At 71.4% G+C, this 21,564-nt stretch carries 22 protein-coding genes; 2 read left to right on the forward strand and 20 right to left on the reverse strand.

The window, feature by feature from the left end; genetic code table 11:
• Positions 1–5 precede the first annotated feature (5 nt).
• The 14 genes from ASF22_RS19195 to ASF22_RS19260 all read right to left on the reverse strand — a co-directional run bounded on the left by ASF22_RS19195 (position 6) and on the right by ASF22_RS19260 (position 12,369).
• Entirely contained in the window at positions 6–575 is a 570-nt protein-coding gene (locus tag ASF22_RS19195; RefSeq protein ID WP_244474347.1) for a tetratricopeptide repeat protein, read from the reverse strand.
• A gap of 150 nt (positions 576–725) precedes the next feature.
• Positions 726–851: a type B 50S ribosomal protein L36 gene (gene ykgO / locus ASF22_RS19200; RefSeq protein WP_055886195.1), complete on the reverse strand. Its 126-nt coding sequence runs from the start codon at positions 849–851 to the stop codon at positions 726–728.
• Between the two features lie 416 nt (positions 852–1,267).
• Positions 1,268–2,407, reverse strand: coding sequence for a photosynthetic reaction center cytochrome PufC (gene pufC, locus ASF22_RS19205; RefSeq protein WP_056267268.1), 1,140 nt, complete (start codon positions 2,405–2,407; stop codon positions 1,268–1,270).
• Positions 2,404–3,381, reverse strand: a complete 978-nt coding sequence (pufM, locus tag ASF22_RS19210; RefSeq protein ID WP_056168726.1) for a photosynthetic reaction center subunit M — start codon at positions 3,379–3,381, stop codon at positions 2,404–2,406. Before pufM ends, pufC begins: the two co-directional genes overlap by 4 nt.
• 16 nt (positions 3,382–3,397) lie before the next feature.
• Positions 3,398–4,222: a photosynthetic reaction center subunit L gene (gene pufL, locus ASF22_RS19215; RefSeq protein WP_056168729.1), complete on the reverse strand. Its 825-nt coding sequence runs from the start codon at positions 4,220–4,222 to the stop codon at positions 3,398–3,400.
• Positions 4,223–4,334: 112 nt separating this feature from the next.
• Complete coding sequence (gene pufA, locus ASF22_RS19220; RefSeq protein WP_056168732.1) at positions 4,335–4,523, reverse strand: light-harvesting antenna LH1, alpha subunit; 189 nt, start codon at positions 4,521–4,523, stop codon at positions 4,335–4,337.
• A gap of 12 nt (positions 4,524–4,535) precedes the next feature.
• Positions 4,536–4,757, reverse strand: coding sequence for a light-harvesting antenna LH1, beta subunit (gene pufB, locus ASF22_RS19225; RefSeq protein WP_056096638.1), 222 nt, complete (start codon positions 4,755–4,757; stop codon positions 4,536–4,538).
• A gap of 142 nt (positions 4,758–4,899) precedes the next feature.
• Complete coding sequence (locus ASF22_RS19230; RefSeq protein WP_056168735.1) at positions 4,900–5,115, reverse strand: hypothetical protein; 216 nt, start codon at positions 5,113–5,115, stop codon at positions 4,900–4,902.
• Positions 5,116–5,219: 104 nt separating this feature from the next.
• A complete protein-coding gene (gene bchZ / locus ASF22_RS19235; protein WP_056267270.1) occupies positions 5,220–6,686 on the reverse strand; it encodes a chlorophyllide a reductase subunit Z in 1,467 nt (488 codons plus the stop codon).
• Positions 6,686–8,260, reverse strand: coding sequence for a chlorophyllide a reductase subunit Y (gene bchY, locus ASF22_RS19240; protein ID WP_056267273.1), 1,575 nt, complete (start codon positions 8,258–8,260; stop codon positions 6,686–6,688). Before bchY ends, bchZ begins: the two co-directional genes overlap by 1 nt.
• A gap of 5 nt (positions 8,261–8,265) precedes the next feature.
• Positions 8,266–9,267, reverse strand: coding sequence for a chlorophyllide a reductase iron protein subunit X (locus ASF22_RS19245; protein WP_056168743.1), 1,002 nt, complete (start codon positions 9,265–9,267; stop codon positions 8,266–8,268).
• A complete protein-coding gene (bchC, locus tag ASF22_RS19250) occupies positions 9,264–10,196 on the reverse strand; it encodes a chlorophyll synthesis pathway protein BchC (RefSeq protein ID WP_056267274.1) in 933 nt (310 codons plus the stop codon). Before bchC ends, ASF22_RS19245 begins: the two co-directional genes overlap by 4 nt.
• 85 nt (positions 10,197–10,281) lie before the next feature.
• Positions 10,282–11,448 carry a methyltransferase gene (locus tag ASF22_RS19255; protein ID WP_056267539.1) on the reverse strand — a complete coding sequence of 389 codons (1,167 nt, stop codon included), beginning with the start codon at positions 11,446–11,448 and terminating at the stop codon, positions 10,282–10,284.
• A 51-nt stretch (positions 11,449–11,499) separates the two neighbouring features.
• On the reverse strand, positions 11,500–12,369 hold the full coding sequence (locus ASF22_RS19260; RefSeq protein ID WP_056267276.1) for a polyprenyl synthetase family protein: 870 nt from the start codon (positions 12,367–12,369) through the stop codon (positions 11,500–11,502).
• A 109-nt stretch (positions 12,370–12,478) separates the two neighbouring features.
• On the opposite strand from ASF22_RS19260, the gene crtD reads away from it, so the two are divergent.
• Together crtD and ASF22_RS19270 are read left to right on the forward strand one after the other, a co-directional pair.
• The gene (crtD, locus tag ASF22_RS19265; protein WP_056267279.1) at positions 12,479–14,005 is read left to right on the forward strand and encodes a 1-hydroxycarotenoid 3,4-desaturase CrtD; all 1,527 of its coding nucleotides are present in this window, start codon (positions 12,479–12,481) and stop codon (positions 14,003–14,005) included.
• Positions 14,002–14,862, forward strand: a complete 861-nt coding sequence (locus ASF22_RS19270) for a carotenoid 1,2-hydratase (RefSeq protein ID WP_056267542.1) — start codon at positions 14,002–14,004, stop codon at positions 14,860–14,862. The genes crtD and ASF22_RS19270 overlap by 4 nt, the downstream gene beginning before the upstream one ends.
• Before the next feature lie 36 nt (positions 14,863–14,898).
• Here ASF22_RS19270 and ASF22_RS24575 read toward each other — a convergent pair whose 3' ends face one another.
• From ASF22_RS24575 to bchI, 6 genes are read right to left on the reverse strand one after another with little or no spacing between them, the layout of a single operon-like run.
• A complete protein-coding gene (locus ASF22_RS24575) occupies positions 14,899–15,051 on the reverse strand; it encodes a hypothetical protein (RefSeq protein WP_200918887.1) in 153 nt (50 codons plus the stop codon).
• Entirely contained in the window at positions 15,048–16,193 is a 1,146-nt protein-coding gene (locus tag ASF22_RS19275; protein ID WP_056267282.1) for a phytoene/squalene synthase family protein, read from the reverse strand. Before ASF22_RS19275 ends, ASF22_RS24575 begins: the two co-directional genes overlap by 4 nt.
• Positions 16,174–17,700, reverse strand: a complete 1,527-nt coding sequence (locus tag ASF22_RS19280; protein ID WP_056267283.1) for a phytoene desaturase — start codon at positions 17,698–17,700, stop codon at positions 16,174–16,176. The genes ASF22_RS19275 and ASF22_RS19280 overlap by 20 nt, the downstream gene beginning before the upstream one ends.
• Before the next feature lie 44 nt (positions 17,701–17,744).
• On the reverse strand, positions 17,745–18,641 hold the full coding sequence (gene bchO / locus ASF22_RS19285; protein ID WP_056267287.1) for an alpha/beta fold hydrolase BchO: 897 nt from the start codon (positions 18,639–18,641) through the stop codon (positions 17,745–17,747).
• Between the two features lie 10 nt (positions 18,642–18,651).
• The gene (locus tag ASF22_RS19290; RefSeq protein ID WP_056267290.1) at positions 18,652–20,358 is read right to left on the reverse strand and encodes a magnesium chelatase subunit D; all 1,707 of its coding nucleotides are present in this window, start codon (positions 20,356–20,358) and stop codon (positions 18,652–18,654) included.
• Positions 20,355–21,506 (reverse strand): magnesium chelatase ATPase subunit I, encoded by a 1,152-nt coding sequence (gene bchI / locus ASF22_RS19295; RefSeq protein ID WP_082483845.1) that lies wholly within the window; start codon positions 21,504–21,506, stop codon positions 20,355–20,357. The genes ASF22_RS19290 and bchI overlap by 4 nt, the downstream gene beginning before the upstream one ends.
• Between the last annotated feature and the right edge of the window lie 58 nt (positions 21,507–21,564).

A 21,564-nucleotide genomic window follows, 5' to 3' on the forward strand; every position in this document is an offset into this window, starting at 1 on the left:
GAGTCCTACAGGTCCCGCCCGTCGACGTCGGGGGCGAGGCGGTCGATGGCGCCCTGCAGCTTGTCCATGCGCGGATACAGGGCGGCGGCCCGGCGGAAGGCTTCCAGCGCCCGGACTTTCTCGTCCATGGAGAGGTAGATCCGCCCCAGAGCCGCCCAGGCCTCGTAGTGCCGGGGCTCGATCACCAGGGTGCGCTTGAGGTCGGTGATGGCGCCGTCCTGGTCCTTGAGCAGCCAGAACACCGTGGCCCGGCGGTTCCAGCCCTCGGACCAGCCCGGCTCCAGGGCGGTGGCCCGGTCGAGCAGCTCGACGGCTAGGGGGAAATCCTGGCCGCTCATGGCCTGGCGGGCGCGCTCCGTCAGAAGGTCGGCCGTGGCGCTGCCCGAGCGCCCGAGGCGCTGCTCGATGAGGCGGGCCACGCCCTTGGCCTCGGCATCGTCCTCCGCCGCCTTGAGGCGGGCATAGAGGTCGTCGAGACTGACGGCAGTCCGGGGCTTGTCGACCGGCTTCTCGGTCGCTTTGCTCTCGGTTGCCTTGGAAGGCGGCAGCGCGTGGGCGACGGGGACAAAGCCCACGCAAAAAGCCGCGATGAGCGCGGCTTTGAGAGACGTCCGAGGCTGGATCTGGGGTGGAATCTGGCACGGCATGAGGTGAGCTTCCTCGCCCTGCCCGATGCCGTCAACCCGCCGGCTTGCCGCGCCCCGAGAGGAGCGGGCGAACGGGCCTCAGCCCTGGCGCGCCTTGAAGCGCTTCTGGGTCTTGTTGATGATGTAGACGCGGCCCTTGCGACGCACGATCTGGTTGTCGCGGTGACGGCCACGGAGGGACTTGAGGGAGTTGCGAATCTTCATCGGTCTCACGTCGGCCGGACATCTAAGTCCGCCGCCTGTCCATAGGGTCTCGGGAACGAGGCACCCCGAACGGCGGCCTCGGCGATGTGTGTGGACGCATCGCGGAAAGGCGGTTGCCTTATCAGGATTCGTGACGCCAAGGCAAGGCGTACGCGACGCGAATCCCACCGCGTGGTGGTTGGTGGCCGCAGCGGGCGACCGTGGTCCATAGCACGGATCGCCAAGCAGGTTTCGCAAAAGTGGTCTCCGGTTTTGCGTCGAAGACCTGCGACAGACCAAGGACCCAAGCAGAGTGAAGCGTTGGCGTGCCAACGCGAGCCTGCTTGGGCCGCCGCCCTCGAAACGGAACGGCCGCCGGGCGGGTGCCGGCGGCCGTGGCTCGGTACGGACAGCGGGGCGGCGGCCCCGCTCTCGTCTCAGGGTTGGGGCGCGGCCGGGGCCGTGGGCGGCGTCGCGGGCACGGCCGGCGTTTCCGCCGGGGGGGCGTCGGGGGCCGGGGCCGGCGTCTTGACCACATCGGCCACGGTCACCTTGGTCAGTTCCGGATAGGCGTCGACCACGTGGGCGCCGTTGAGCGGCTTGCTCTGGCCGTTGTGGCAGGTGGTGCAATTCACCTTGGGCACGTCGCCGAGCACCCCGAGGCGGTTCCTCGGGAAGGTCGAGGTCAGGGGCTCCATGAAGTTTCCGTTGAGGTCCCGCACCATGCGGATGCCGTGCCAGGCGGTGGTGCGCTGGGGCGTGCTCTGCTGCCAGTTCGAGATGGCCCGGGTGTTGTGGCAGAAGGTGCAGTTGACCCCGAGCCCTTCCGACATGTGGATCATCAGGCCGTAGGTCTTCTCCGCATCCTGGATCGGCTTGCCCTTGGTGGTCGGCAGCGCCGTGGTGGCGTTCACCCGGATGGCGTTGTTGTCGATGGACTTGTCGGCGAGATACTCGGTCAGGGTGTCGTAGGGCAGCGAGGCGAGGCCGACGGAGGGGGCGGCCATGTTCTGCCCGTTGTTGCGGGAGACGAACCCGCCCGGACGGTTCGGGCCGGGGTTGGTGAACCAGATGTTGGCCGGCACGGGCTGGCCGCGGTGGCAGGTGTAGCAGGTGACGCCGGCCCCCCCGACGTGGTTCGCCTTCCAGTCGCTGTTGATGTGCTGGGTCATCTGCAGCATCCGGCGGGCGACGCGCTTCTGATAGAGGCTGTCGTCGGCCATGTTCTCGGTGTTGTGGCAGTAGGTGCAGCCCTGTTCGGGCGAGACCCACTCCGTCATCGAGACCATGAGGCGGTTGAATTCGTTGGTCGTGAGGCCGCTGAGAACCTTGACGTTCTCGTAGGTCTGGCCGGCGAGCTCGCCCCCCTCCTCCGCCGGATCGGCCGGCGCGGGCGCCACGTTGGCGTCCTTCTTCTCGGCGACCTCCGCGCGGGTATGGACTTGGTCCATGCCCGTGCCGCGAAAGCCGTTCTGGGTGGTGGTGAGCGGCGGCCGCTCCCAGCCGGAGGTTCCGAACATCGCCACCGTGAGGAAGAAGGCGATGGAGGCCCCGAGGACGACGAAGAAGGTCTTCATGGGGTCCCTCCGGGCTGGCTCAGGGGATCGACGATGGGCGCATAGACCTGCGGGTAGGCCGGGGCGACGCCGTGCTTGACCGCCCAGAGGTACCAGTTGTCGACCACGGTGCCGGTGAGCAGGATGCCGATGCCGCCCGTCAGCGTGGTGAGCACGGCGAACCACCAGGCCCAGCGGTGCACGGATTCCATCGTGGCGTTGAACCCCATGGTCCAGCGCCAGAACAGGGCGGCGCGTTCCGTCGCCGTGCCGCGATCGACGATCTGGTCGATCTCACGCTCGCCGCCGAAGCGGCTGACCGCCAGGATGGTGCCGCCATGCATGGCGAACAGCAGCGTCGATCCGTACAGGAATACGATCGAGAGCATGTGGAACGGGTTGTAGAACAGGTTGCCGTAGCGGAGCGAGAAGGCGGCGGTCCAATCGAGGTGCGGGAAGATGCCGAACGGCACCGCCTCGCTCCACGAACCCATCATCACCGGGCGGATGAAGCCCAGCACGAGAAACAGCCAGATGGCGGAGGCGAACGCCCAGGGCACGTGGTAGCCGAGGCCCAGGGCCTTGGCCCGGCGGAACAGGCGCAGCCACCACAGCAGCACCGAGGCCGTGAGGAAGAAGCCGGCGATGAGCCACCAGCCGCCCTCGGCCAGCGGCGGCAGGACCTTGAGGCCGTATTGCGGGCGCGGCGGCTCGAGGGCGAGCCAGGGCAGCTGGCGCACGAACTGGACCGGGTCCCAGTTCACGCTCGCCCACATGTTGAGACCGATGATCTCGAAGGCGATGAGCCCGCAGGCGAAGGACAGGGCGCCGAGGTACCCGATGTAGATCGGGCCGACCTGCGAATTGCCGATGAGACCGAACAGGTAGGAGTTGAACGGCTTGCCCCAGCGCTTGTCGGAATCGACGGGGATTCCGAGTTCCGGAATGACGGGTCGGACCTGCACTTCCGTGAAGATGTTCTGATAGTAGGCCATTGTTCGGTCCCCCCTCTCAGCGCCAGACCGGGAGATTGAGCCACCAGCCCCACCATTCCGGCCAGCCACGGGTCCAGAACGGGCCGCTGATGACGATGCAGACGGCGCTCCAGAAGCCCGCCGACAGGGCGAGGAACAGGCCGAGGCGGTGGATGCCGAGCGTTCCGATGGAATACCCGATGGTGTCGCGGAAGAAGGTGTCCTCGTGCTCGGGCGTCTTCACCACTTCGCCCTTGCCCGGATTGGTCGAGGACAGGATCAGCGCGCCGTGGAGCGAGAGCGCCAGCGTCGTCGTGAAGAAGAACGACACCGCGAGCATGTGCGCCGGATTGTAGTGGAAGTGCAGATACTGGTAGCCGGTGTTCGACACCCAATCGAGGTGGGAGAGGATGCCGTAGGGGAAGCCGTGGCCCCAAGCGCCCATGAGGAACGGACGGACCACCACCAGGGACACGTAGGCCAGGATCGCCACCGAGAAGGCGAAGGGCACGTGGTACCCGATGCCGAGCTTGCGGCAGATCTCGACTTCGCGCAGCGCCCAGGACGAGAACGCCCCGACGGCGCAGAAGGTGATGATCTGCCAGAGGCCGCCCTCCTTGAGGGGGGCGAGCGCCAGGCCGTATTTCAGGTCCGGCGGCGCGATGTTGATCTGCCAGATGTTCCAGGTCGGACCGAGGGCGGCGCCGTAGATGATCAGCGCCGTGCCGAGCACGGAGAAGAACAGCGTCGTCACGCCGAAGAAGCCGACGTAGAACGGCCCCACCCAGAAATCGAACAGGTCTCCGCCCACCAGCGTGCCGCCGCGGACGCGATATTTTCGTTCAAAACTCAGCATCGCCATCGCGAAACCCTCCCGGCGCCAGCGTCACGGTTCGTGTCGGGTTCTTATGGGTGGTGCGGGCGGGGGCCGGGGATCGGCCACCCGCCCGCTGACCTTGGCTCGGGTGTGCCCGTCAGGCGGGCATCGTCGGCAGGACGAGGCTCTGCGCATCGGCGGCGCGCGGGGCCTTGGGGCCTTCCAGCCAGTTGAACCGGTCGGTGCTGAGTAGAATGAAGTGGATCAGCAGGGCCAGGATGAACAGGAAGGTGAACAGCGCCACCAGGGTGCGGCGCGGATCGAACAGAAGCCAGACCTTGTGCATGGTGCGTCCTCCTCAGGAGATGAGCGAGGCGACGGTCTGGGCCGCCGTCTCCAGGGCCGCGTAGCCCTTGGGTCCCGGCAGCCACGGGCGCCACATCCACACGAGGATGTGGGCGACCACGGCGATGGCCGTGAAGATGATGAAGCTCGTCAGGAAGATCGCGTGGAACTCCTTGGCTTCGGGTTCCGTCAGCCCGGACAGGCTGCTGGGTTTCTCGACTATGCCGTTGGCCATCGGTTGAACCTCCGTGGGTCTGGCCGCGCGGGAGCGCGGCGGCTGTCACCGGGGCCTCGACGGACTCCGGCGGTCCTTCCCTCCAGTGCGGATGGGAGGTCGGTGGCGGGCGGGCTCGAGTGGCCGCGCCCGGAGAGGCAAATCATCCCATGAACACGAAGGGGATGGCCGAGACGGCCATGCTGCGCGCCTCGGCGAAGACCGAGCGCCGCTGCGGCACGATCCCGACCGGATGCGTCGGCATCAGGCGCTGGGCGCAGGCGGCGGCGAGGAAGAACGGGTAGGTCGCCGCCAGGATGAGGCGGAACTGGACCGCGTCCTGATGCAGGCGGGAGACCGGGTTCAGCGAGCGTTGCATGGGGCACGTCTCCTGTGGGCGGATCGTTGCGGCGCTTAGGCTCGGCAGGGGCCGGCCGGACGGCGCCGCGCCGCTCCAGCCGGAAAGGGATGGGGCGCGCGCGCTCATGCGGCCGCTCCGAGGGCGGTGTCGGCGCGCGCGCGCGCCACGTGATCGGGGGTGACGCGGGGCGCATCCTCGCGGCGCGCGGCCCGCTCGGCGGCGTCGCGCAAGCGTTTCGCCGCCGAGATCCGCACCAGGACGGGATGGGATTCGACGAGGGCGTCGAGGTCGGCGCGGGCCGCCTCGTCCCACGGCAGCTCGCGGTGGAACCGCGCCGGCGTCGCCTCGACGGCATCCATGTCGCGGGCGAGCGGCAGGATGTGGAAGAGCATGTCGAACAGGGCGTTGCAGACCTCCTGCACGAGGTAGGTCGCGCCCGAGAACCCCATGAACGGCGTGCCGGTGTGGCGCCGGATGATGGCGCCGGGAAACGAGGCCGGGACGAAGATCGCCCGGGCGCCGGCTTCCGCCGCGTACATCCGCTCGTTGAACGACCCGAACAGCACCAGGGGCGGATTTTTCGCGATGAGGTCGCGGATCGTGGCGTTGTCGGTCTTGGCGCCGGCCTTGCGGGACACAGCGAAGTGGCAGGGCAGGCCCATCTCGTCTTCGAGGAAGTGCCGGACGCCCCTCGCGTAGGTGTCGGACGCCACGATGCCGAAGCTCGCCGTGCCGAAGAAGTCCTGGGTCACCGAGCGCCACAGGTCCCAGACCGGCTTGATGGTGGTGTGCTTCTCCCGCTCGATGAACGGCTCGGGGTCGAGGCCGAGGATCTCGCCGAGCGAGCGCAGGAACTGGGTGGTCGAGTGGATTCCGATGGGGGCCTGGAGGTAGGGCCGCTCCAGGGCCTCGCAGAGCAGGCGCCCGAACTCGCGGTAGAGGCAGATGTTGGCATCCGCGTTGACGAGCTTCGGAACGTCGGCGAGGTGCGAGCCGAGGGGAAACGCCAGGTTCACCTCGGCGCCGATGCCCTCGACGAGCCGGCGGATCTCGGCGAGATCCGAGGGCATGTTGAAGGTGCCGTAGGCCGGGCCGATGAGGTTGACGCGGGGGCGCTCGCCGGCCTTGCGCTCGGGCCGGGCCGGGATGCCCTTCTTGGCGAATTTCCGCGCGCCGTATTCCTGCCAGAGCCAGGACATGGCCCGGTCGGCGGTCTGCCACTGGTCCTCGTCGATGGTGCGCGGCAGGAAGCGCTGGAGGTTGGTGCCCTCCGGGGTGACGCCGCCGCCGATCATCTCGGCGATGGAACCGGTGACGACCACGCTGGGCTGGCCCGGATCGAGGGTGGCGTGCGCCCGCTTCATCGCGGCTTCGGTGCCGTGGCGGCCGAGCTCCTCCTCGGCGAGCCCCGTGACCACGATGGGCAACTCGTGCGGCGGCAGGGCGTCGGTGTAGTGCAGCACCGAGGTGACGGGGAGATTCTCGCAGCCCACGGGCCCGTCGATGACGACCTGCAGGCCCTTGATGGCGGTGAAGACGTAGACGGCACCCCAGTAGCCGCCGGCCCGGTCGTGATCGAGGACGAGCATCAGGCCATCTCCCCGATCGGATCGTGCGCGGCCTTACCCCGGGGCGCGGCGGCGACGGCCTTGCGCAGCTGCGGGACGTCCTCCCAGATGCCGGCGGCATGGCCCTCTCCGACGCCGGCGAAGAACTCCCGCATGGCGTCGAAGCGGTGCTGGTTGCCGATGGCAGCGTTGATCACCTTGGCAAGCGACCCGGCGCCGGCGACGCCCATGAGCGGGCGGGCCGAGATGAGGTTGGTGAAGTACAGGGCCGGGATCGCCAGGGCCTTGGCCTTCTGCACCACCGGTGTGGTGCCGATGGCGAGATCCGGCCGGTATTCCATCAGGGCGGCGAGGTCGTCCTCGAGGGAGGCGCGGAACCGCACGGCGACGCCGCGCGCCTCGAGCCAGTCGCGGTCGGCCTCGGCATAGGGTGTCCGCGGGCAGGCGGTGCCGACGTAGCGCAGATCCGCGCCGCTCTCGACGAGGAGGCGCCCGACGAGGAGCTCCGAGCCCTCGTAGCCCGAGAGGGTGATGCGGCCCCGGATCGGGGTCGCGGCGAGCGCCCCCCGGATCATCGGCAGCAGCCGGTTCTTGGCGGCCTCCACGGTGGCGCGGGGGACGGCGCAGGCCTCGCCGATCCGGTCGAGCCAGTCGGCGGTGCCGTCATGGCCCACGGGAGCGGAGCCGACGATGGGGCGGCCCGCGGTCTGGAACTCGCGGATGGAGGCGGTATAGAACGGGTGGATCGCCGCCACCGCCGTGCAATCCAGCGCCGCGTAGAGTTCGCGCCATTCCCGTGTCGGCACGACGGGGCCGGCGGCGAGGCCCAGGGGTTCGAGGAGAGCGCCGATCACCACCGGGTCGGCGGGGAACATCTCGCCGAGCAGCGCCACGGTCGGGCGCTCGGCCCGCCCCGCCCGCGGGGCCTGGACCGGACCCTGCTCGGCTTCGGTGCGGGCGAATTTCAGCATGGCGCCGGCCAGAACGTCCTTGGCCTCGGCATGGGTCGGCACCCCGAAGCCCGGAACGTCGATGCCGATGATGCGGACGCCGTCGATCTGCTTGGGCAGCAGCCGCAGGGGCACGCCCGAGGCGGTCGGCACGCACAGGTTGATCACCACCACGGCGTCGTAATCGGCGGGTTTCGCCACGTCGAACACCGCCTCGCGGATGTCCTCGAACAGCTTGCCGGTGACCAGGGTCTCGGAGTTGAACGGCACGTAGCCCACGCTCCGCTTTGCCCCGTAGAAATGCGACGTGAAGGTCAGCCCGTAGACGCAGCAGGCCGAGCCCGAGAGGATCGTCGCCGTGCGCCGCATGCGCAGGCCGACGCGCAAGCTCCCGAAGGCCGGGCACATGCTCTGGGGCTGGTCGTGCGGCCCCTGCGGATAATCCTTTCGGAGTTGCTCCAGCGTGTCGGACATCCCGGCGGCCTCGGCCGCCGCCCGCATCGTCGCCTTGCCCGAATGGCAACCGAGGCCGTCGCCCTTCGTGGCGGCGAGCACCACCTCGGCCGGGACGGCCGGGGCCGCGAGGCTCGAAGCGGGGCGCTCCTTACGGGCGCGCAGATCGGCGATGTCGAGGGTGACGGCCATGCGCGTCAGACCTCGTCGTAGACGACTTCGAGGGACGGCTTCACCACGTGGGCCGTGCCGCACATGTCCTCGAAGGTGGCGGGTACGAGCGTGACACCCCTGCCGACCGCCTCGCCCTTGAACAGGCCGAGCAGCCCATCCTGGGAGAGCGGCGTCGGGTGGTTGGGCGCCGCGTCGTGGACGTTCTGGGCGAGATCGGCGAACAGCGAGCCCCACGGGCTCTCGGGCCGGCCGATGATCTCGTAGTTCGCGCTCTTCTTGCGGATGTCGTCGTCGGCCGGGATCGAGGCCAGGACCGGGATGCCGACGGCGGCGGCGAAGGCCTGGGCCTCTCCGGTGCCGTCGTCCTTGTTGATGACGAGGCCGCCGACGCCGACGTTGCCGCCGAGCTTGCGGAAGTATTCCACCGCCGAGCAGACGTTGTTGGCGACGTAGAGCGACTGCAAGTCGTTCGAGCCGACGACGATGACCTTCTGGCACATGTCGCGGGCGATGGGCAGGCCGAAGCCGCCGCAGACCACGTCGCCGAGGAAGTCGAGGAGCACGTAGTCGAAGCCCCATTCGTGGAAGCCGAGCTTCTCCAGGAGTTCGAAGCCGTGGATGATGCCGCGCCCGCCGCAGCCGCGCCCGACCTCCGGCCCGCCGAGCTCCATGGCGTAGACGCCGTCGCGCTTGAAGCAGACGTCGCCGATGGCGACCTGTTCGCCCGCGAGTTTCTTCTTGGTGGACGTCTCGATGATGGTCGGGCAGGCGCGGCCGCCGAACAGCAGCGAGGTGGTGTCGCTCTTGGGGTCGCAGCCGATGAGCAGGACCTTCTTGCCCTGCTGGGCCATCATGTAGCTGAGGTTGGCCAGGGTGAACGACTTGCCGATGCCGCCCTTGCCGTAGATCGCGATGATCTGCGTCTCCTTGGTGGCCTTCACCGGCACGGGATCGGGCTCGATGCCGGCCTCGGCGCGAAGCGCTTCCGATGCCTTCAGGGCGGCGCCGTTCAGCTGCATGTTCATGCGGCACTCCAATCGAGGATCATCTTGAGGCAGGCGGGCTCGCCGAAGGCCGTGCGGTAGGCTTGCGCCGCGTTGGCGGCCGGCTGGCGATGGGTGACGAGACCGTCGAGCGACAGGTGCCCCGACGCGACCAGCGCCGTGACGGTGGCGAGATCCTCCGGCTTCCACTGCGCCGCGACCCGGATGCGAGCCTCGCGCAGGAAGGCGGGTGGGAAGGTGAAGGCGAGCGGCGCCTCGTAGAACCCCGCCAGCACGATCTCGCCGCCGGCCCCCAGGCGTTCGATCAGGGTGTCGAGGAGGCCGGCATCGCCGCTGGCATCCGTGATCGTGGCGTAGTCGCGCCGGGCGTCGGCATCGGGGTGGAGCACGGCGTAGCCGTCGGCCCCCTCGGCGCGGATGGGATTGGTCTCCCACACCACCGGCGTGCCGCCGGCGGCCACGGTGAGGCGGGCCAGCAGGCGCCCGAGCACGCCGTGCCCGACGATGAGCGAAGGACCGGCCGGGACCGCGCCCAGAGCGTGCTGGGCGGTGGCCGCCAGGGCGAAGAGGATGCCGCGCTCGCCCAAGGACGGGTCGAGGGGGACGAGGCGTGCGCCGGCGCTGACGAGATGGGAGGCGGCGCCACCGAACAGGCCGCGCACCGGGCCGAAACAGCGGGCCCCCGGTACGAACACGGTCTGCCCGACCGCGACGCCGGATTCCGCGCCGGTTTCGATCACGGTGCCGACGGATTCGTAGCCGGGCACCAGGGGGTAGCCCATCCCGGGAAACGCCGGCATCCGGCCGGACCAGAGCAGGCGCTCCGTGCCGGTGCTGATGCCGCTCCAGGCGACCGCGACCAAGGCGTCGGCCGGGCCGGGGGTATCGAGCGTGAGGGTGTCGAGGGCGATCCGTTCCGGTTCGTGGAGGACGATGGCACGCGCTTGCATGGTTCTGGCCCTCCCCTTGTCCGTGGGGCCATCGACGTGCGGCCCGTATGTGTCATCCTAGATAGACACTTTTATTCGTCAAGCATTACTTACGATCGGTGCTGTCTAATCGGTTGGACACGAGCAGTCGGGTCAGGAGGGGGCGGCGGGTCGGAACCTCGCGGACCCCGCCGAAACCGGCCTCGGCGAGCAGCCGCGTCAGCTCGGCGGCCGTGCGGCAGCGGCCGGTGCCCATGGCGAGGAGGTAGAAGCCAAAATAGGCGTCGGCCATCGCCTCGGCTCCGGGCGTGCCCGCCATGGGTTCGGCGATGAGAAGCGTGCCGCCCGGGGGCAAAGCCGCGTGAGCCGCACGAAGGAGGGCGCGGACCTTGCCGTCGTCGTGGTCGTGGACCACCCGTACCAGCGAGACGAGATCGGCCCCGCTCGGCAGGGGATCGTCCGGGAAGGCGCCCCCGAAGGTTTTTGCGCGCGCGCTCAGGCCCGCTTCGGCGAAGGCCCTCTCCGCCCGGGCCGTCACGGCCGGCAGGTCGAACAGCATCAGGCCGAGGCCGGGGGCGTGGCGGGCGGCCTCCCGCAGGAAAGCGCCCTCGCCACCGCCGACATCGAGGATGCGCCGATGGTCGCGGAGTGGATAGGCCTCGACGATGTCTTGCGCGATCAGGGACTGGGACGCGCCCATCAGGGTGCTGTAGGCCGCGACCGATTCAGCGCTCGCGGGATCGCCGCGGGCGGCGTCCGCATAGGCCCAGTAGCGCGACAGGTGGGTGGGGCCGGCTTCCCCGCGCAGGAGGGCGACGGGGTCGGCGAGGTCCGCGTAGAGAAGCGCGTGATGCTCGATCATCGCCGCAACCGAGGGGTTTCCGATGAGCGCCGCGCCGAGGTCGGCGAGGGCGAAGCGGCCGTCGGGCAGGCGGGCGAGGAGATCGAGGGCGGCCGCGGCCTTGAGGAGGCGTTCGGCCCGGTCCGGTGCGAGGCCGACGCGCGCCGCCACGACGTCCGGCGCCAGGGGGCCGTCGAACAGGATGCGGAACAGGTCGAGGCGCACGCAGGCGAACAGGGTCTGCGCGTAGACGAAGCCGGCGCAGAGATCGAACAGGGCCTTCGTGTTCGCCCGGGCGATGTTGCGCGTGAGGGGAAAGCCGGCGGCCCAGCGCTGGAAGCCCGGCTTGGCGATCGTGCGGGTGCGGAAGGCGCGCCACCGCGCCCGCCAAGAGTCTTTCGGCGGCGCGCTACCGCCGGGGAGCTTGTCCATGCCCGCCGCCGACGCCGTCACCGGTGGGGTGGCCATGGTGGCCGCCCGCCGTCAGGCCAGTTCCCGCACGAGATGGGCCGGCAGGAACAGCCGGGTCTGCGCTTCGATCTCGGCCCGGAGAGCATCGGCACCCGGGCAGGCCGGGATCACCTCGACGGCCTCGCGGGCGAGGCGCTTGAGGCGGGCGAGGGCGCCGCCCATGCCCAGCAGGGCGGCGGCGTTGGGCCGGCCCAGCGTCGCGTCGCGGCCCACCGGCTTGCCGACCTCCTCCTGGCGGCAGGCGACGTCGCGCAGGTCGTCGGCGACCTGATAGGCCTCGCCGAGGCATTCCCCCAGCAGACGCCACGGCAGGGCCGGTGCACCGGCCGCCGCTGCGCCCGTCACGGTGGCGGCGGCGAACAGGGCGCCGGTCTTGGCCTGCTGGTACTCGGTGAGCGCCACGGTCGGCTCCGATTCCCAGGCCTGGCCCGCCACGATGCCGTTGGGCGAGCCCACCGCGCGGGCGACGAGGCCGACGAGGGCGGCGAGGCGTTGCGGCGAGCGCGTCGCCCCCCGCGCCAGGGTTTCGAAGGCCGAGACGATGAGGGCGTCCCCGGTCAGCACCGCCAGGGGCTCGCCGAAGGCGGCGTGGACGGAGGGCTGGCCCCGGCGCAGGGGGGCGTCGTCGAAGCACGGCAGATCGTCGTGGACGAGGGAGGCGCAGTGCAGCAGCTCGATGGCGGCGGCCGCCGCGTCCGAGGCCGCCGGGTCGTCGTCGCCGCAGGCCCGCGCCACGGACAGGCACAGGCGCGGCCGGATACGGTGACCGCCCGGGAACACGGCGTAGCGGATCGCCTCGGCGAGGCGCGGCGGGGCACCGGGTGCTTCCGCGTGGGCCACGGCGGTGTCGAGGGTGCGCTCGATGCGACGGTTGGCATCCATCTGACGTCTCTCCCGGCGGAAGCATCTGTCTTTTTAACTTGCCAACTGAAAGTGTCAGATAATATTGACACTCGTCAAGGATTGGTTTGGGTGGCGGAGGAGCCGGCGCGTGCGGGTCGTGGTCATCGGAGCGGGGATCGGTGGATTGGTGGCGGCCCTCCGGCTGGCCCATGCGGGCCTCGACGTGACCGTGCTCGAACGCGCCGCGCATCCGGGCGGCAAGATGCGCAGCGTCTCCGTCGACGGCCAAGCCGTGGAGGCCGGCCCTACGGTCTTCACCATGCGCTGGGTCCTCGACGAGATCTTTTCGGAATGCGGCGCGAGCCTCGAGGGGCGCGTCGCGCTCAGCCCGGCGGCGATCCTGGCGCGGCATACCTGGGGGCCGGACGGCCACCTCGACCTGTTCGCCGATCCGCGCGCCTCCCGCGACGCCATCGGGGCGTTTGCCGGCGCCCGCGAGGCCGAGGGCTACGACCGCTTCCGCGCCCGCGCCGAGGCGGTCTACCGGACCCTCGAAGGCCCGTTCATCCGGGGGCAGCGGCCGAGTCCCCTCGCCCTCACCCGCCGCGCCGGTCTGTCGGGGCTCGGCGACCTCTGGCGCATCCAGCCCTTCACCACCCTGTGGTCGGCGCTGGGGGATTATTTCGCCGATCCGCGCCTGCGCCAGCTCTTCGGGCGCTATGCCACCTATTGCGGCGCCTCGCCCTACCGGGCGCCCGCCACCCTGATGCTCGTCGCCCATGTCGAATCGCAAGGGGTCTGGCATGTCGCGGGCGGCCTCAGCGCCCTCGCCCGGGCGGTGGCGGATCTGGCCGCCGAGCGCGGTGCGCGCCTGCGCTATGGCGCCCACGTGGCACGCATCGTCACCGACCGCACCGGCGTCACCGGCGTGGACCTCGCCGATGGCGAGCGCATCCCGGCGGACGCCGTTGTCTGCAACGCCGACGCGGCGGCGCTGGGCGACGGGCTCCTCGGCGCGAAAGCCGCCCGGGGGGCCGAGCGGGTTCCAGGAGCCGAGCGCTCGCTCTCGGCCGTGACCCTGTGCATGAACGCCCGCGCCGAAGGCTTCCCGCTCCTGCGCCACACGGTGTTCTTCTCCGGCGACTATGCCGCCGAGTTCGACGCCATCGCCCGGGGGCGGCTGCCCACCGACCCCACGGTCTATGTCTGCGCCCAGGACCGGGGCGACACGGCCCCTGACGTGTCCGGGGCCGAGCGCCTGCTCTGCCTCGTCAACGCGCCTGCGGGCGGCACCTTCACGCCTACGGAGATCGCCACATGCACGAGCGCCCTTCATCGCCGCCTGGGGGCCTCCGGGCTGACACTGACGGATACGCCCGCGACGGTGACGACGGAGCCGGCGGGGTTCGGGGCGCTGTTTCCGGGGACGGGGGGCGCCCTCTACGGGCGGGCCTCGCACGGGTGGATGGCCTCGTTCCAGCGTCCGGGGGCACGGACGGCGATTCCGGGGCTGTACCTCGCCGGGGGCAGCGTCCATCCGGGGCCGGGGGTGCCGATGGCAGCGCAATCGGGCCGGCTCGCGGCGGACAGCCTGCTGGCGGACCGGAGCACCGCCCGCGCTTCGATACGCCGGTCGGCCGCGGCGGCTACGTCTGGTGGTACGTCGATGCCCTGAGTGCCGATGGGCGCCAGGGGCTGACCATCATCGCCTTCATCGGCTCGGTGTTCTCGCCCTACTACGCCTGGGACAGGAGCCGCGACCCGTTCCGGCACTGCGCCGTCAACGTGGTGCTCTACGGGGAGCGGTCGAACCGCTTCTGCATGACCGAGCGCGGGCGCCGGGCCGTGTCGCGGGACGCGACGCATCTCGCCATCGGTCCGAGCGATCTCGCCTGGGACGGCACCACCCTCACCATCAACCTTGACGAGGTGACGGCACCGATCCCCTCACGGGTCCGCGGCACCGTGCAGGTTCGCCCCACCGGCCTCACCCCCGGCCCGTTCAGCCTCGATGGACAGGGCCGGCATCGCTGGTGGCCGATGGCGCCGTCCTCGCCCGTCGAGGTCGCCCTCACCGAGCCGTCGCTGACCTGGACCGGGACGGCCTACTTCGACACCAACCACGGCGATACGCCCCTTGAGGACGCCTTCACGGATTGGACCTGGTGCCGGGCCGATCTCACGGACGGCGCCGCGATTCTCTACGACGTGCGGCGCCGCGACGGCACCGTTCAGAACCTGTCCCTGCGCTTCGACGCCACCGGCGCGCCGCGCGACATCGATCCACCCCGCCCCGCCGCCCTGCCGGCGACTCGCCTGTGGCGCATTCCCCGCTCGACCCGCAGCGACGATGGCACGGCCCGGGTGGTGCGGACCTTCGAGGACACGCCGTTCTATGCCCGCTCCCTGCTGGAGACGACCCTCTGCGGGCAACGGGTGCGCCCGGTCCACGAGAGCCTGTCGCTCGACCGGTTCAAGAACCCCCTGGTGCGCTGGATGCTGCCGTTCCGGATGCCGCGCCCGCTCGGGTGAGGCGGGCCTTCGTGTCCGACGGATGGTCGGTCGCGTTCACGAATCGCCGGCCTCGGCCTTCGCGCGGGCGGCCGCCTCCCGGTCGCGGCGGATGCCGCGCTTGAGCGCCACGAGCTGCCAGAGGGCGAGACCGAGCGCCAGGCCGAACACGAGGCCGATGTCGAGGGCGGCGAAGAACGGGTCGCTCACGGGACGGCGTGCGAGGACCCCTCGGGCGCGAAGGCGGGTCCCGCAAAGGTCTCGCGCTCGCGCAGGGTCTCGACGAGGTCGAGGACCCGGGCCATCTGGCCGGGCACGTCCCACCAGGCCGGACCGGCGGGCACCGGCTGTGCGGCCACGGCCGCGACGAGGAACGCGACCTCGGCCAGGGGCGGCGCATGGCGATCCTGCGCGGGCGCGAAGGTGGGCGTCAGGGTGGCGCGGGCCAGGAGCGCCGCCTTGCGCCGGCCATCGACGCGAGCCCGGGTGGTCACCGGATCGAGGTCCTGGCGCTCCAACTCCCGTCCGATCTCAGCGTAGATGAGCCGGGCCGCGCGGATCGCCGGCCGGCAGGCGCGCGGCAGGCCGGAGAGGCCCGCTTCCGAGCGGATGTAGAGGAGGTCCGCCGCCGCGAGCAGCCTGGCGACGACGCCCGCCAGGGCCGGGCTCGGGTGCGGGTCGGTCAGGAAGGCCTCCGGCTCGATTCCGGCTTCTCTCAGCCAGTCGACGGGCAGGTAGAGCCGGCCCGCACGGGCATCCTCGCCGACGTCGCGGGCGATATTGGTGAACTGCATGGCGATTCCGAGGTCGCAGGCCCGGGCGAGGACGGCCGGATCGCGTGACCCCATGATCAGGGTCATCATCACGCCGACGCTGGCGGCGACCCGGGCGGCGTAGGCGGTGAGGTCGGAGAGCGTCGCGTAGCGCCGGCCCTCCCCATCCCAGGCCAGCCCCTCGATGAGCGCCATGGGCAGGGCCTGCGGGATGGCGTGGGCGACGACGAGGTCGGCGAGCGCCCGGTCGGCGGGGGCGTCGGCGGGGCGCCCGTCATAGGCGCGGGTCAGGCGGGCGGACAGGCGGGCCGCGGCCGCTGTCCGGGCGACGGGCGCCACGTCGTCGACGGCGTCGTCGGACAGGCGGCAGAACGCGTAGAGCCCGTAGGCCGGGCGCCGGACATGGGCCGGCAGAAGGGCGGAGGCGGCAAAGAAGCTGCGCGAGCCCGCCCGGATCGCGTTCCGGCACGCGGCCCGGTCGGCGGCGTCGGCGTGCGGCGTCGCCCAGAGGGGCGGCCTGTCGGGCTCGGGGGTTGCCCAGAAGGACGGCCTGACGGCCTCAGGCGAAGACGCGCGCATCCGGCACCACGGAATCGAGGACTCGGGCAGAGGAGAGGACGCCGGGCAGTCCGGCGCCCGGATGGGTGCCGGCCCCGACGAGGTAGAGGTTGCGCACGTTCTCGGACGCATTGTGCGGCCGGAACCACGCCGATTGCGTCAGCACGGGTTCGAGGCCGAAGCCGGATCCGCGATAGCTCAGGAAATCGCTGGCGAAGTCGTTGGGGGTCGTGACTTTCGACGTAACGAGGCTCTCGGAGAGCCCCGGCATCACCGTGGCTTCCAGATGCCGCGCGATGGCCTCCCGGTAGGGTTCGGCGAGCGCCGCCCAATCCTGGCCGCCGTCTAGGTTCGGCACCGGCGACAGCACGTAGAACGCGTCGTGTCCGGGCGGGGCCAGCATCGGGTCGGTGGCGGTGGGCCGATGCAAGTAGAGGCTGAAATCCTTCGCCAGACTCTTCTTGGTGAAGATGTCCTCGATGAGGCCGCGATAGCGCGGGCCCATCAGGATGGTGTGGTGGGCGACATCGGGAAATTTCTTGCTGGTGCCGAAGTACCAGACGAACAGGCCCATGGAGGAATGCGCGCGCCCGAGGCGCCGGGCATTCCAGCGTTTGGCGGTGCCGCCGAGCAAAGTCCCGTAGGTGAAGGCCGAATCGGCGTTCGACACCACGATCTCGGCCGGGATCGCTTCGCCATTCGCCAGGGTGACGCCCGTGGCTTTTCCACCCGCCACGGTGATGCGGGCGACGTCGGCGCCGCAGCGTAGCGCCCCGCCCTGCCCCCGGATGAGGTCGCATAGGCCGTCGACGAGGCGTCCGGTGCCGCCCATGGCGAAGTGGACGCCCCAGCGCCGCTCGAGATGGGCGATGAGGCAGTAGATCGCGCTCGCCCGGAACGGGCTTCCGCCGATGAGCAGCGGGTGGAAGGAAAAGATCGTCCGCAGGCGCTCGTCGCGGATGTAGCTGGCGACGAGGTCGTAGACCGAGCGGTGACCACCGAGGCGCAGCAGGCTCGGCATGATCCGCAGCATGTCGGTGACCGACGAGAACGGCACGTGGCCGAGTTCCTCGAACCCGACCCGGCAGATCGCCTCGGAGCGGGCCATGAAGGCCTCGTATCCGGCGACATCGGCGGATGAGAACTTCGCGACTTCGGCCCGCATGGCGGCGATGTCGCCGCTGTAGTCGAAGGTGGCGCCGTCGTCGAAGCGGATGCGGTAGAACGGCCGCATGGGCACGAGCGTCACATCGTCGTCCATGCGCCGGCCGCACAGGCGCCACAGCTCCTCGAACAGGAACGGCGCCGTGACGATGGTCGGGCCGGCGTCGAAGGTGAATCCGTCCTGGCGGTGGACGCGGGCGCGACCGCCGGGCTGCTCCAGGCGCTCCAGCACCGTGACCCGGTAACCCCGGGCGCCGAGGCGGATCGCCGCCGCCAGACCGCCGAAGCCGGAGCCGATCACCACCGCGTGGGCGCGCGGATCGGAGCTCGTCACAGGGTTCGGCATGTCGGCGAGTGTCAACATAAAGTGACACTAATCCGCGTCCGCGACGGGACGCAAGCGCTGTTTTACGCCTCTGCCGCGGCCCGTGCCGGGCTGAGCTGGCGGATGATCCCGGCGACCGCCACGGGCGCCTCCTCGTGGGCGAGGTGGCCGAGGTTGCGCAGCAATTCGACCCGCGCATGGGGCAGGCGCTTCTGCAGGGCGAAGGCGGTGTCGGGCGAGATCGCCCGGTCGTCGCCGCCCACCACCAGGGTCGTCGGCACGGTGAGCCGGGTGATGGCGCGGTCCAGCGCCGCCAGATCCCAGTTCGCCATCATGCCGAGTGCTCCGGCGACGTGGCCGGGGCAGCGGAACAGGCGCCGATAGAGATCGAGCCCCCCGGCATCGAGACGCGAGCCGGTGCCGCGGATGAGGCGCTCCACCGCCGGGCGGTCGGCGGTCCAGGCGAAGATTCGCGGCGTCACCGAATTGAGGAACAGCATCCGGGCGAGACTCGGGAACAGCACGGATGCGAGGCCGGGAAACGGCGTCAACGCCCCGTTGAGGGCGACGAGGTGGCGGGGGGCGAGGCCGTCGAGGCAGAGCCGGACGAGGAGCGCGGCGCCGGCAGAGTGGCCGACCATCACCTCCGGGACCACCCCGAGGGCGGAGAGGAGATCACGGATCGCCGCCGCCATGCCGGGCAGGGACAGGCGGTTCGCGGGCAGCGGATCGGTGAAGGCGTGGCCGGGGAGATCCGGCGCCACGACGAAGAAATCCTGCGCCAGCAGGGGAGCGAGGCCGCGCCACGAATGGGTGGCCGCGCCGGTGCCGTGCAGGAGCAGGAGCACCGGAGCAGCGGCGTCGCCGAAGGTCTGGACGTGCCAGGTCAGGCCAGAGGCTTCGACGAAACGGCTGGCCTCGCGGTGGGGCCAATCCGCGCCTTCGCGCTCCCAGGCGGGTCGATCGCTCGGCGCGGACATGATCGCTCCCTCAGGTCGCCGCCCGGATGGCGGCACGCATCGCCCCCGCATCGGCGTAGGGCAAGGGGAGATAGCGCGCCCCCATGGCCTCGGCGATGCGGCGGGCGGTGTCCTGCGGCCGGGCCGCCGTGTCGATGAGGATGGTGCGGACCCCGTCGGCCCGCAGGGCCGTGGCTGCCGCGAGGGCGTCGGCGCCTGCCTGCGTACGGCCGGCCGCACCCGCGCGCGTGATGTTGGCGCGTCCGTCGGTGAGCACCACCACCACCGGCGTTCCCCCGCCCCGGTGCACGCTCCGGGCGAGTGCCGCCGCTGCATCGAGGCCCGCGGCCAGCGGCGTGCCCCCGCCTCCGGGCAGGGCGCTCAAACCCCGCCGCGCCCGCGCCAGGGCGCGGGTGGGTGGTAGGATCAACTCGGCCCCGAGCCCGCGAAACGCCAGGACGGCGACGCGGTCCCGGCGGATATAGGCTTCGGCCAGGAGCAGCTCCACGGCGCCCTTGGCCTCGGCGAGGCGTTCGAGGGCGGCCGAACCCGAGGCATCGACGGCGAAGATCGTCGTGGTCTGCGTGCGCTGGACGAAGCGCGTGACGCGTAGATCCTCCGGGCGGATCCGGATGCCCTGGGGCTCGCCCGCCGTCCGGCGCAAACGCTGCCAGGGTGCGGCGGCGCGCAAGGTGTCGACGAGGGAGAGGCGTCCCTGGCGCGGATCGCCGGCGCGCGCGCCCAGGGGCCGTCCGGCGCGCGGCGACGCGGCGGCGGCCCCCGCTTTGCCGGCCCGCGGTTGGCGCGGGCGTGCTCCCGCCGCGATGAGCCCGGAGAGAAGATCGCGCGGAAGGGCGCTGCGCGCGGCCTCGACCATGCGCTGGTCGAGGGAGGCGGAGGTCTCCTCGTGCTCGGTGGGGGTATCCGGTTCGGGCGTGGTCTCCTCCGGCGCGGACTCCTCGGGCACGGCGGCCTCGGGCGTCGGTTCGGCTGTGGGCATCCGCGTCGCCCTCGGGCCGAGGACGAGGCGTGCGGCCCGGATCGTATCGTTCTCGCCCGGAACCGCACGCCCCTCGAGACGGGCGAGCAGCCGCGCGACTCGGGCGGCCAGGAGCGGACCGCGGAGCGACACCACCCCGAGGGCGTCGGCGGCCCGGCACAGGGCGCCGAGAACGTCCTCTGCCCCCGGATCGGACGCTTCGGCGTGGGACGGGTCGTCCACCGGGACCGCATCGCGCCAGGGGACGTCCGTGAGATCGATGTGCAGGGCGAGGCGGTCGGCCAGGGCGTCCGGCACGGCCTCGCCGTCGCCCTGACCCTCATCGAGAAGGATCACCCCGAGGCGTGCCGGGTGGCATCGTCCGAGGCCGTCGCGCTCCACCCGTACGGTGCCGGTGTCGAGGATCGCGGCGAGACGGGCCGCCTGCCCGGGTGACAGGCGTTCGGCCATGGGAACGACGAGGAGGCCGCCATCGGTCTCGGCCAGAAGCCCGGTCTCCGCCACGGGACGTCCGGCCGCGAGGGTGGCGGGTAGATCGAGGCCGCCGAGCAGGCGCGCATCGGTGATGCTGCCGGGCATCCGCCTCATCGGCCTGTCGCTCGGAAGGGCTACGCGAAGGGCTGCGAGCCAGGCCTCGCGTACGGGGCCCGCGCCGGCACGCACGACCACGCCGCCGACCCCGTGTGGATCGGCCGCCGCGAGGCGCGCCACCAGCACCGCGTCGGCCCAGGTGGTCACGGGGCGAAAACCTCCGCCACGGCCCGGGTGACGCGGGCGGTGGACCCGGATTCGTCGAGCGGATTGCGGCGCAGGCGATGGCGCAGGGCTGCCGGAGCGATGCGGGCGAGGTGATCGACGCCGACGGTGTCGGCCGCCTCCAGGGCCGCGAGCGCCCGGGCCGTGCGCATGAGGGTGAGTTCGCCCCGCAGTCCGTCGGTCCCGAGTGCGAGGCAGAGCCGGGCGGCCGCCTCCAGGGTGGCGTCGGGCACGGTGAGCGACGGCAGGTGCGCGCGGGCGCGGGTGAGGGTCTCGCGGATCGCCGCGTCCGCCCCGGCATGGGCGGCGCAGAACGCCTCCGGATCGCGCTCGTAGGCGTCGCGGCGACGCACCACGTCGATGCGGGTCGGCAGGTCCGTCGGCGTCGTCACCTCGACGGCGAGGCCGAAGCGGTCGAGGAGCTGTGGGCGCAACTCGCCCTCCTCCGGGTTGCCGCTGCCCACCAGCACGAAGCGGGCGGGATGGCGGATGCTCAGGCCCTCGCGCTCCACGGTGTTGATCCCCGACGCCGCGACATCGAGGAGGAGGTCGACGAGGTGATCGTCGAGGAGATTGACCTCGTCGATGTAGAGGAAGCCCCGGTTGGCCCGCGCCAGCAACCCCGGCTCGAACGCCTTCTGCCCGTGGGCGAGCGCCCGTTCGAGGTCGAGGGCGCCCACCACCCGGTCCTCGGTGGCGCCGAGCGGCAGGTCCACCACCGGCACCGGGACGGTGTGGACCTTCAGGCCGCCGGCGTGGTCGCGGCAGAGGTGGCACAGATCGCCCGGCCGGGCGGGATCGCAGGCATAGGGGCACCCGGCTACCGCCCGCATGGGCGGCAGGAGGGCGGCGAGCCCCCGGATCGCCGTGGATTTGCCCGTGCCGCGATCGCCGAAGACGAGGACGCCGCCGACGGACGGGTCCACGGCCGCGATGAGGAGCGCCTGGCGCATCTCGTCCTGGCCGACGATGGCCGAGAACGGGAAGCTCGGGGCCGGCGCGTACGGCGCCGTGTCCGGACGCGCCGGCTTCGCCCGTCCCGCCGCCCGGATCACGCCGGTCTCCGCGTTCGGGGGTGCGACGGAGGCCGGTTCACGATGCACCGCGTGGGTCGATCCGTTGACGATCATGGGGCCGATTTCACCTTGTCTCGACGCGTCGTTCGCATCTCCCCGTGTGATGGGGAGC

The sequence above is a fragment of the Methylobacterium sp. Leaf87 genome (genome assembly GCF_001422775.1).
Classification (GTDB): Bacteria; Pseudomonadota; Alphaproteobacteria; order Rhizobiales; family Beijerinckiaceae; genus Methylobacterium.

What these genes read in the sequence shown, in the direction of transcription:
- bchZ (WP_056267270.1), bottom strand. Translation starts at nt 6,686, where the DNA reads ATGCTCGTCCTCGATCACGACCGGGCCGGCGGCTACTGGGGTGCCGTC.
- ASF22_RS19260 (WP_056267276.1), bottom strand. Translation starts at nt 12,369, where the DNA reads ATGGATGCCAACCGTCGCATCGAGCGCACCCTCGACACCGCCGTGGCC.
- ASF22_RS19275 (WP_056267282.1), bottom strand. Translation starts at nt 16,193, where the DNA reads ATGCGCGCGTCTTCGCCTGAGGCCGTCAGGCCGTCCTTCTGGGCAACC.
- ASF22_RS19280 (WP_056267283.1), bottom strand. Translation starts at nt 17,700, where the DNA reads ATGTTGACACTCGCCGACATGCCGAACCCTGTGACGAGCTCCGATCCG.
- ASF22_RS19245 (WP_056168743.1), bottom strand. Translation starts at nt 9,267, where the DNA reads ATGAACATGCAGCTGAACGGCGCCGCCCTGAAGGCATCGGAAGCGCTT.
- bchY (WP_056267273.1), bottom strand. Translation starts at nt 8,260, where the DNA reads ATGGCCGTCACCCTCGACATCGCCGATCTGCGCGCCCGTAAGGAGCGC.
- bchO (WP_056267287.1), bottom strand. Translation starts at nt 18,641, where the DNA reads ATGTCCGCGCCGAGCGATCGACCCGCCTGGGAGCGCGAAGGCGCGGAT.
- pufA (WP_056168732.1), bottom strand. Translation starts at nt 4,523, where the DNA reads ATGCACAAGGTCTGGCTTCTGTTCGATCCGCGCCGCACCCTGGTGGCG.
- pufB (WP_056096638.1), bottom strand. Translation starts at nt 4,757, where the DNA reads ATGGCCAACGGCATAGTCGAGAAACCCAGCAGCCTGTCCGGGCTGACG.
- bchI (WP_082483845.1), bottom strand. Translation starts at nt 21,506, where the DNA reads ATGATCGTCAACGGATCGACCCACGCGGTGCATCGTGAACCGGCCTCC.
- ASF22_RS19230 (WP_056168735.1), bottom strand. Translation starts at nt 5,115, where the DNA reads ATGCAACGCTCGCTGAACCCGGTCTCCCGCCTGCATCAGGACGCGGTC.
- pufM (WP_056168726.1), bottom strand. Translation starts at nt 3,381, where the DNA reads ATGGCCTACTATCAGAACATCTTCACGGAAGTGCAGGTCCGACCCGTC.
- ASF22_RS19255 (WP_056267539.1), bottom strand. Translation starts at nt 11,448, where the DNA reads ATGGACAAGCTCCCCGGCGGTAGCGCGCCGCCGAAAGACTCTTGGCGG.
- pufC (WP_056267268.1), bottom strand. Translation starts at nt 2,407, where the DNA reads ATGAAGACCTTCTTCGTCGTCCTCGGGGCCTCCATCGCCTTCTTCCTC.
- ykgO (WP_055886195.1), bottom strand. Translation starts at nt 851, where the DNA reads ATGAAGATTCGCAACTCCCTCAAGTCCCTCCGTGGCCGTCACCGCGAC.
- pufL (WP_056168729.1), bottom strand. Translation starts at nt 4,222, where the DNA reads ATGGCGATGCTGAGTTTTGAACGAAAATATCGCGTCCGCGGCGGCACG.
- bchC (WP_056267274.1), bottom strand. Translation starts at nt 10,196, where the DNA reads ATGCAAGCGCGTGCCATCGTCCTCCACGAACCGGAACGGATCGCCCTC.